This window comes from Marinobacter antarcticus (assembly GCF_011049865.1).
Classification (GTDB): Bacteria; Pseudomonadota; Gammaproteobacteria; order Pseudomonadales; family Oleiphilaceae; genus Marinobacter; species Marinobacter antarcticus_A.
On the sequence record NZ_DRGY01000091.1, the window covers coordinates 41514 to 50767 of the forward strand.

General features: G+C 55.3%; 7 protein-coding genes. 3 read left to right on the forward strand and 4 right to left on the reverse strand.

The window, feature by feature from the left end:
- Positions 1–2: 2 nt before the first annotated feature.
- Together ENI00_RS11750 and ENI00_RS11755 are read right to left on the reverse strand one after the other, a co-directional pair.
- The gene (locus ENI00_RS11750; RefSeq protein WP_304102404.1) at positions 3–3080 is read right to left on the reverse strand and encodes an efflux RND transporter permease subunit; all 3078 of its coding nucleotides are present in this window, start codon (positions 3078–3080) and stop codon (positions 3–5) included.
- Positions 3080–4195, reverse strand: coding sequence for an efflux RND transporter periplasmic adaptor subunit (locus ENI00_RS11755; RefSeq protein ID WP_304102405.1), 1116 nt, complete (start codon positions 4193–4195; stop codon positions 3080–3082). Before ENI00_RS11755 ends, ENI00_RS11750 begins: the two co-directional genes overlap by 1 nt.
- A gap of 254 nt (positions 4196–4449) precedes the next feature.
- On the opposite strand from ENI00_RS11755, the gene ENI00_RS11760 reads away from it, so the two are divergent.
- Positions 4450–4956, forward strand: a complete 507-nt coding sequence (locus ENI00_RS11760; protein ID WP_304102407.1) for a molecular chaperone DnaJ — start codon at positions 4450–4452, stop codon at positions 4954–4956.
- 3 nt (positions 4957–4959) lie between these two features.
- Here the strand turns inward: ENI00_RS11760 and ENI00_RS11765 are convergent, their stop codons facing one another.
- Positions 4960–5748 carry a secretin N-terminal domain-containing protein gene (locus ENI00_RS11765; protein ID WP_304102409.1) on the reverse strand — a complete coding sequence of 263 codons (789 nt, stop codon included), beginning with the start codon at positions 5746–5748 and terminating at the stop codon, positions 4960–4962.
- 380 nt (positions 5749–6128) lie between these two features.
- Here ENI00_RS11765 and ENI00_RS11770 point away from each other — a divergent pair, with 380 nt between their 5' ends.
- Entirely contained in the window at positions 6129–7178 is a 1050-nt protein-coding gene (locus ENI00_RS11770; protein ID WP_304102411.1) for a 3-deoxy-7-phosphoheptulonate synthase, read from the forward strand.
- On the opposite strand, the gene ENI00_RS11775 is transcribed toward ENI00_RS11770, so the two are convergent.
- The gene (locus tag ENI00_RS11775; RefSeq protein ID WP_304102413.1) at positions 7123–7794 is read right to left on the reverse strand and encodes a LysE family translocator; all 672 of its coding nucleotides are present in this window, start codon (positions 7792–7794) and stop codon (positions 7123–7125) included. The two genes, ENI00_RS11770 and ENI00_RS11775, sit on opposite strands and share 56 nt — an antisense overlap.
- A gap of 213 nt (positions 7795–8007) precedes the next feature.
- Here ENI00_RS11775 and ENI00_RS11780 point away from each other — a divergent pair.
- Positions 8008–9254: dihydrolipoyl dehydrogenase (locus tag ENI00_RS11780; protein WP_304102415.1), on the forward strand; the 1247-nt coding region annotated here is incomplete at its 3' end.

Sequence of the window (9254 nt, forward strand, 5' to 3'; positions counted from 1 at the left end):
CGCTAGGCTTTAGCCGGTAACGATTTAGAATCTTCGTCCGCTTCGTTTTTACCCTGATTGTGATCGCGGGCCAGCAGGATATAAAACGCGGGCAGTACGAAAACCGTAAACAAGGTACCAATGCCCAGACCCGCACTGATAGTCAGGCCAATAGCGAAGCGGCTTTCTGCACCCGGGCCAGCTGCTAGCAGCAGTGGCACCATGGCAAAGATCAGCGCCAGAGACGTCATTATGATCGGCCGAAGGCGGATGGCGGCTGCTTCAATAACGGCCTCCACTTTGTTCAAGCCTTTGTCCTTCTGTAGCTGGTTTGCAAACTCTACGATCAGTATGCCGTTTTTGGACACAACGCCGATCAATGTGATCAGACCTACCTGCGTATAAATGTTCATGGTCGCGAAACCGAGCACGATGAACGCCATTGCGCCGGCCACCGACATGGGAACCGACACCAGAATGATAATCGGGTCGCGCCAGCTTTCGAACTGCGCCGCAAGCACCAGATAGATAACCAGCAAAGACAGGAAGAAGGTCACGACCAAGGCGCTTCCCTGGTTTGCAAGCTGCCGACTCTGACCGGTGTAATCGAAGGTGAAGCCCTGCGGGAATACCTCACCTGCCGTTTTTTCTATAAAGTCCATGGCCGTGCCCGCCGCAACCCCTGGCATAACCACGCCTTGCAGAGTGAGGGAGTTTTGCTGGTTGAACTGCGTACGGCTTGAGGGCTCCACGTCATGACTGAAGCTCACGACACTGCCGAGCGGAACCAGGGTGCCCTTGCCTGTGCGGATGTAATAATCGTTCAAGGCCTGTTCATTCAACCGGAACTTCTGATCCACCTGCGGAATGACCTGATAGGAACGGCCTTCCATGCTGAAGCGGTTGATATATCCACCGCCGAGCATGCTGGAAAGCGACTGTCCCACATCCTGCATCGAGAGCCCTAGGTCGGCAACCCGGTCACGATCTACGTTGATGCGTGTAATCGGGCGGTCAAAGTTTATCGATTTTTGCAAGAACATGAAGTTGCCGCTGCCCATGGCCTTGCCCAGCAATTCATCGGCCACCTGATCGAGCTGTTCGTAGCTGCTACCCGTAGTGATCACAAACTGGAACGGCAGACCACCTCCTGAGCCGGGAAGGGAGGGCCGGGGGAACACCGCCGTTTGCAACCCGGTTACGTTCTTGAGCGCCGCATCCAACTGAGGTTGAGCCTCAAATTGGCTTATTTCCCGCTCACTCCAGGGTGCCATTTTGAAACCGCCGAACACGGCGTTGGGAGCTGTGATACCGACAATCATGAAATCTTCGGCGTAGCCGGGGACAGAGGCTAAACGCTCCTGGACTTCCTCTCCATTCTCCAGAAGATAATCCAGCGTTGACGTCTGGGGCCCGAGACCCTGATAAAACAAAATGCCCTGATCTTCTGTGGGTGCCAATTCATTCTGGCTCATCATCGCCATGAAATAGATGGAGCCCAGTATCACGAGCGCAAAAAATACCACCACAGACTTGGTTTGCATCAGCGAACCGAGCGCAACTTTATAGCCTGAAGAAATGCCAGTGAATGTGCGCTCTACCAGACTCTCAAACTTGCCGGGACTGCCGTGGGGCTTGAGAACTTTGGCGGACAGCATTGGAGAGAGCGTAAGTGCAACGATCCCCGAGATCACGACCGTGCCCGCCAGTGTAAATGCAAATTCTGTAAACAGGGAGCCTACCAGGCCACCCATAAAACCGATGGGCGCGTAGACCGCCACCAGCGTTGTGGTCATGGCAATAATGGGCACTGCCATTTCCCGTGCGCCGTGCAAAGCGGCATCAATTCGCGATTCACCTTCTTCAATGTGCCGGTGTACGTTCTCCACCATGATGATGGCATCGTCCACCACCAGCCCGATTGCCAGCACCATGGATAGCAACGTAAGCAGGTTCAGGGAGAATCCGAACATCAACATGATAAAAGCGCCGCCAATCAGCGACAACGGAACCGCAATAGAGGGCACAATGGACGCGCGGATCGACCCCAGACAAAGGAATACCACCACGAGCACAATACCCATAGCTTCGAGCAGGGTGAAGATAACTTCATTGATGGAGTCTTCAATAAAATTGGAGGCATCGTAGGCAAGCCGAACGTCCAGATCGCCCGGCAGTTGGCTTTTGATATCCGGAAGATCGCCTTTCACCAAGCTCGCGACTGTGAGGGGATTAGCTCCGGGTGCCAGTTCAATCGCGACATAGGTCGCCGGCTGGCCTTTGTAAAGCGCCAGCGCACTGTAAGTTTCTGACCCCAATTCTACCCGGGCAATATCCTGGAGCCGGATCTGGGTTCCGTTCGCCTGCTTGACCACGAGGTTGCGGAACTCATCAGGGTTCGCCACATCGGTATCGCTGGTCATGCTGATTTCGGTGTAGGCACCTTTGGTATTACCGACAGCAGCTTGGTAGTTATTGGCGCGCAGTTTGGCGACCACTTCTGTGGGCGTCATATCGACGGCGGCCAAACGCTCCGGGTCCAGCCAAACTCGCAACGCAAATTTACGACCCAGCAAATCTGCTTTGCCAACTCCGGACAAAGCCTGAAGCCTGGGTTGCACCACCCGTGTCAGGTAGTCAGTAATTTGCGGGACGGCCATTTGGCTGCTGTAGAAGGCAATATACATCAGCGCCGTGGAGTCGCCGGTGGTGGAGGAGATAACGGGATCCTGAGCTTCCGCCGGGAGCACATTGCGCTGGCTGGCTACTTTCGCCTGAATTTCGGCCAAGGCTGCGTTAGCGTCATAGTTCAGTATCATCTTGGCTTCAATGGTCGACGAGCCCTGAGAGCTTGTAGAGGTCAGGTAGTCGATGCCACTGGCTTCGGCAATAGCCTGTTGCAGGGGCGTGGTGATAAAGCCCTTGATCAGGTCGGAACTGGCACCGGGATAGGCCGTTGTGACCGTAACGGTGGTGCTTTCAAGCTCTGGATATTGCCGGATTTCCATTTCCATGGCGGCCCGGGCACCGAGCAACAGAATAAGTAGGCTGACCACCGTCGCCAGTACGGGGCGATGGATGAAAATGTCGGTGAATCGCATTACTCAGATGCCTCCTGCGGCTGCTTTTCTTCGTCCTTGTTCTCATCCTGAACGGTGACCTTTTGGCCGGCACGAAGTCTCAGCAGTCCTCTGGAAACGACTCTCTCGCCAGCCTTAAGGCCAGAAAGCACCGCAATTCGCTTATCCCGAGTCGGGCCAGCGGTGATGGTGCGCCGATTCACAACCAGATCACCCTCGTCGTTTTTCTCAACGGCAAAAACGAAATCGCCGTAGGTGTTGTAGGAGATGGCGGTACGGGGGACGGTAACAACGTCATTATCTTTTGGCTGTTTGGTCTGCACGGTTGCAAACATACCGGGCCGCAGCAGGTTCTTCGGGTTGTCTAAAGTCGCTCGGACGCGCACGGTGCGCGTTTCCGGGTTTACCGACGTGTTGATAGCGCTGACCTTGCCCAGGAACTCCTGCTCGGGAACAGCGGCAACGGTAACAACCACAGAATAACCCCGGGCAACTTGCTGCAGGTTCTTCTCAGACAGGGTGTAGTCTGCGTAGATAGGGTTGAGCATGTTGATTTCAACGATTGGCGTGCCGGTGGCAATATATTCCCCTTGATCTACCATACGAATACCCAGATTTCCGTCGAATGGTGCGCGGATTATTTTCTTGCTCAGTTGAGCGTCGGCTTCGTTCACGCGAGCGCGTGCTGCGTCGAAGTTAGCCTTGGATTCGTCATACTGGGACTGGGAAACGGCCCGCTTCGGCAGCAGGTCGGATATGCGCTTGAACTCTTGTTCCGCAAGTTGCGACTCAGCGCGGCGCGTGCGCACGGAGGCCTCGTCAATCGCAGTATTCAGGCGGATAAGCACGTCGCCCTGTTTGACGGTGTCGCCGGATTCAAAACTTATGCTCTCAATAATCCCCGGAACCTCGTTAGCCACTTCTATGCCATTGATGGCCTTGATGCTGCCGACAGCTTTGATAGAAGGTGTCCAGCTTTCGGTTTTAGCCGTAGTCGCGGATATTTTCGTGGCGGGCTGCGGCTTGGACATCTGTTCTTCCATCTGACCAAATTGATAAAACTTGTAGCCGAAAATGCCGCCAAGCACTACGGCAAGGAAAATGATTGCGATCAGGAAGCGGGAAGCGGTGCGCATAGTTCAGGTCCTGGGAATCTCTGTCTGGTCCGGGGTTTGCGATGAACCGAAAGGGAACCGGGCTCGCCGTGTTTCCCCGCCGGGTCGTTGCACAACAATAGACTGTTTTGGATGCGGAAACTGTTCGTCATCGATAAAACATAGCATCCTACAAAATTCAGAGTGCAATGTCACCGATTTATGGATATTTGCTGCTAGTATTATCGGTCGCTCAGGTGACAGAATTACGACCAGACGTCGCGAAAGGATCAACTATGCAATGGATACTGGGAATCGCGTTAGCGGCTGCCGTTTTTGTGGTTCTGAAGCAATGGGGTGGGCTGTCAGATGAAAAAAAGAAAGCGGCTGCCTGGAAGGCCGTTGTCGTTGTGGGCGGTGCGCTGCTGATATTCATGGTGCTTACCGGGCGAGTGCATGTGCTCACGGCCGCCGTGGCCGCGCTGATTCCCTTGTTGCGTAAATTACCGGGCCTTGTGCGGTTTGTGCCTGCCCTCAGTCGTTTCTTTTCCGGCACCGGTTATAGAGAAGCTGGTGCGCAAGCAGGAACGGAACAACAGGGGCCTGATCAGGCTCAAAGCAATGCTATGTCAGAGCGTGAAGCCTGTGAAATTTTGGGCGTAACGGCGGCCTGTCCGAAGGAGGAGGTTGTGATGGCCCACCGTCGGTTGATGCAAAAACTGCACCCTGACCGCGGTGGCAGTGATTATCTCGCGGCAAAAATCAACGAAGCCAAAAGTGTATTGTTGCGCACCAGGGTGTGAGGCTCAGTGAATAACGTCGACTTTCACCTCAAAACTCCGGTTGTCTGACCGGCTGCTTTTCACGTTATAGACAATGCCAGACTGGCTGCTGGTGGATTCGGTTAACGTGCTGCCCAAAGAAACCCATTGCCCGGGTTCTACCCTGCGAGTCGTAACCAGAGCCTGAATATCATAGCCTTCCAACTCGGCGGGATCTGCCTCGAAAGATACAATGTTCAGTTCCACCGCACGGTCTGAAATAACCTGAGGGCTGACAATAAACCCGCTGCGCGTTTGTACTTGCGAAAAGATAGCCGCCGGATTTCTGCCTCCCCGCACGGCCAAAGGCAATGCCCGTACCTGGCCAGACGTGATGTGAGCAGATTGCCCATCCATCACCATCAGGCTTCGTTCCCGGGAGCTTGCGGTGCTTGTAACGCGGTGCTCCACGTTCAGGCCGAGTTCGTTCCGCGTGGTCGTCACGCCTCCGCCGGAACGTTTGCCGCCAATGTCTTCCTGAGAGCGCACGGTTATCCGGAGCTGTGCGGGGGCGACGTCCAGAGTTTCAACCAAGGTGCCGATTTCGTCCAGCAGTTGTTGATCGCCACGAACGACCAGTTGCTGACCCCGGGCGGTTACCGATAACGACTCGCCTTTATACAACTCGCGCACTTGGTTGGCGACGTCGTCCCCCGGCCGGTTGTTGAGCTGGTAAGCTCGGGATTCAGCGTTCGCAGGGCCGGCACCGGAAACCAGTGCCAGCACGAGTATGAAGCAAAACAAGAAGGCGTAATTGCGTAGATTCAGTGTCATGTCTGGTTCCCATTTTCCCGAAAAGTTCGGCTGGTCTGCTGACTTGTCTGCTAAAAAGTCCGGTTTACGGGTTGCCAAGTTGAAAACCCGGGGGGTATATTGGTTAGCATGAATACGACACAAGCGATCTGTCAATTGAATGTTCTGCAAGCTTTCGGCCAAAAACCGATGGTGGCTAGCGCGAGTGTGTTTTTTTGGCGGTTTGGATTTGGCTTTTATTTTAGCCAGCGCCAGGGCCGCCCGTAACATCTTCACCGAACAAACAACGAGGATGGCAGCCCGGCGAAAAACCAGGCTGCCATCGGACTCAGAAAGCCCCGATTGGTAGCCCACCAACCGGGGCTTTTTTGATTCTGACGCAGGGAAACGGAAACACAGATATGAACATGCCTTTGGAAACGGCCAAGCAAGACCCGATATCAGCGCCAGCAGCGCGTCGGCAGGAAACAGCCTTGCCGACGCCGGCGGAATTGAGAGCGCGGCTGCCGGTAGACGAGAAGCTTGCCGGGCAGGTGGCCAGGCACCGGCAATCGGTTCGCAATGTTCTGCACGGCACAGACGAGCGCACCCTGATTGTGGTCGGGCCCTGCTCTATACACGATGAGGTCGCGGCGCTGGAGTACGGGAAAAAGCTCAAAACTCTGGCTGACGCCGTCAGCGACCGGTTTTTGATTGTCATGCGCGCATATCTGGAAAAACCCAGAACCACCGTCGGCTGGAAAGGATTGCTGTACGACCCCGAACGCACAGGAACCGGCGATCTTAACGAAGGCTTGCTGCGCTCCCGCCGTTTGCTGTTGAACCTGGCCGAGATGGGCCTGCCACTGGCTACCGAGGCCCTGAGCCCGTTCGCTATGGATTATCTGGGGGATCTGGTGAGTTGGACAGCCATTGGTGCACGCACAACCGAATCCCAGATTCATCGTGAGATGGTCAGCGGCTTACCCATGCCCGCGGGGTTCAAGAATGGCACCGATGGTGGAATCAGCGTGGCGATTAACGCCATGAGCTCCGCTGCGCACCCGCATCATCATCTGGGCGTATCCGCGGCCGGCACACTGGTTATGGTCAGCACCGGGGGCAACCCGGATACCCATCTGGTGTTGCGTGGCGGCCGGGGCATGACCAACTACGATGCCGCGAGCGTTGAGCAAGCCGTCCACAGCCTTTCCAGTGCGGGTGTGTGTGCCGCCATCATGGTGGACTGCAGCCACGACAATGCCTGCAAGCAAGCCGAACGACAGATAGACGTCGCCCGTGAGGTGATGCGCCAGAAACGCGCAGGTAATGCCAGCATTCGCGGACTGATGCTGGAAAGTTTTCTCGAGCCTGGCCGGCAGGACGACGGTGATGATTTGCGATACGGCTGTTCTATTACTGATCCATGCTTGTGCTGGAATCAGACAGAGGCTCTGCTCCGCTCACTGTAGAGAGCAGTAGCTGGCCCGCCAGAAGCAACAGGACACCGCCCATCAGCCGGTCCAGCCAGTGACCGAAGCGGTTGAATCCTTTGCGAACGGCGGGCAGTGTAAAAAAGATGGCAACCAGGGTGAACCAGCCCCCCGTCGCAACGGCCATGTAAACACCGTAGCCGGCCTGAATCGCCACGGGCGTGCCCGGGCTGATGACAACCGAGAACAACGAAACAAAAAACAGCGTCGCTTTCGGGTTCAGGGCGTTGGTCAAGAAACCCAGGCGCAGCGCGGCAAACCCTGACTGCAGAGTGCCAGGTTCGGTTTGTACATGAATGCCACCGGCCCGGGCTCGCAAACAGTGCACGGCAATCCACGTAAGATAAAGAGCCCCGGCAATCTTGAGTATCGAGAACAGCAGGACGGACTGCTGGATGATCAAGCCAATGCCCAGCAACGAGTAACTGACGTGCACCAAAATGCCCCCACCAATGCCGATGGATGTGATTATCGCGTTTTTTCGGCTCTGACACAGAGCCTGCCGAAGCATCACGGCGAAATCCGGTCCGGGGCTGGCAACCGCCAGCAAGTGCACTAGAGCGACAGTGAAAAATTCTGGCCAGTAACTGCTCATAGAAAAGGATCTCGATCTATCGGGTTTACGGGTAAAGGCTTATGAATAAGAGTTCAGAAATTGTCAGACTCTGTGTAACCATGTCAGCATAAAACCAATCGCGGTTTTTTTCACGCACCACGCAAACCAATCCCGGCTTCTACACTGACGTATACGTAATTGAACGTTTCACCCACGCTCCCGTTTTGGGAATTTCGGTCTGGAGACTGTTTTATGGAAAAGCGAGAAGTTGATGTTGCCATTATCGGTGCGGGAACTGCAGGGATGGTGGCCTATAAGAGAGTAACAAAGACCACAGACAAAGTGGTGTTGATTGAAGGTGACCAATACGGCACCACCTGCGCCAGGGTGGGCTGCATGCCAAGCAAACTGCTGATTGCGGCCGCAGAAAACGCCTATCAGATGGCACAAGGCGAGCTGTTCGGCGTCTCGGCCGGGCATATTACCATTGATGGTAAACAGGTCATGGCGCGGGTGCGCTCAGAGCGCGACCGTTTTGTCGGATCGGTTGTCCGTTCCGTCGAGGCGTTCCCTGAAGAACACCGTATCAAAGGGTCTGCCCGCTTCGCTGGGCCCAATCGCCTGATCGTTGACAATGAAATCGAAATTCACGCACAGCGGATTATTATCGCCACCGGTTCACGCCCCAACATTCCGGGTTTTCTGAAAGAAGCGAAAGATCGTCTGGTGGTAAACGACGATATTTTTGAGTGGCAGGATTTGCCGGAGTCGGTGGTGGTTTTCGGGCCGGGCGTGATCGGGCTTGAGCTTGGGCAGGCGCTCAGCAGACTTGGTGTTCGGGTAAGAATGTTCGGCGTAGGCGGTTCCGTAGGCCCGATTCAGGATGACCGTATCCGCGAGTATGCGCTTCAGCGATTTAATGAAGAATTCCCACTCGACCCCGATGGCGATGTAAAGCAGGTTGAGCGAGTGGAAAGCGGCGTCGCAATCACCTTCACAGACGGCAACGCTGGCGAAAAGACGGAAACATTCGATTATCTGCTTGCGGCGACGGGGCGACGGCCCAATGTTGACGGTCTTGATATCCAGAATGCGGATATCGAGCTGGATGACAAAGGCATGCCCCTATTTGACCCTTACACACTGCGGTGCGGGCAGAGCTCTATTTTTATTGCCGGGGATGCCAACAACGCGTTGCCGCTGTTGCATGAAGCCGCAGATGAGGGTCGAATCGCGGGTAACAATGCTGCCTCTTACCCGGAAGTTCTTACCGGTCACAGGCGCACACCCTTGGCGGTTGTGTTCACTGACCCCCAAATCGCGACGGTGGGATTAACGATTAACGAGGTCGATAAGCACTGCCAGGGCCGCTTCGCAGTGGGCGAGGTGTCGTTTGAAGACCAGGGTCGAAGCCGGGTGATCGGCAAAAACAGAGGCCTGTTGCGGGTCTACGGTGAGCATGGCAGTGGCTTGTTCATGGGCGCAGAGATGTTTGGGCC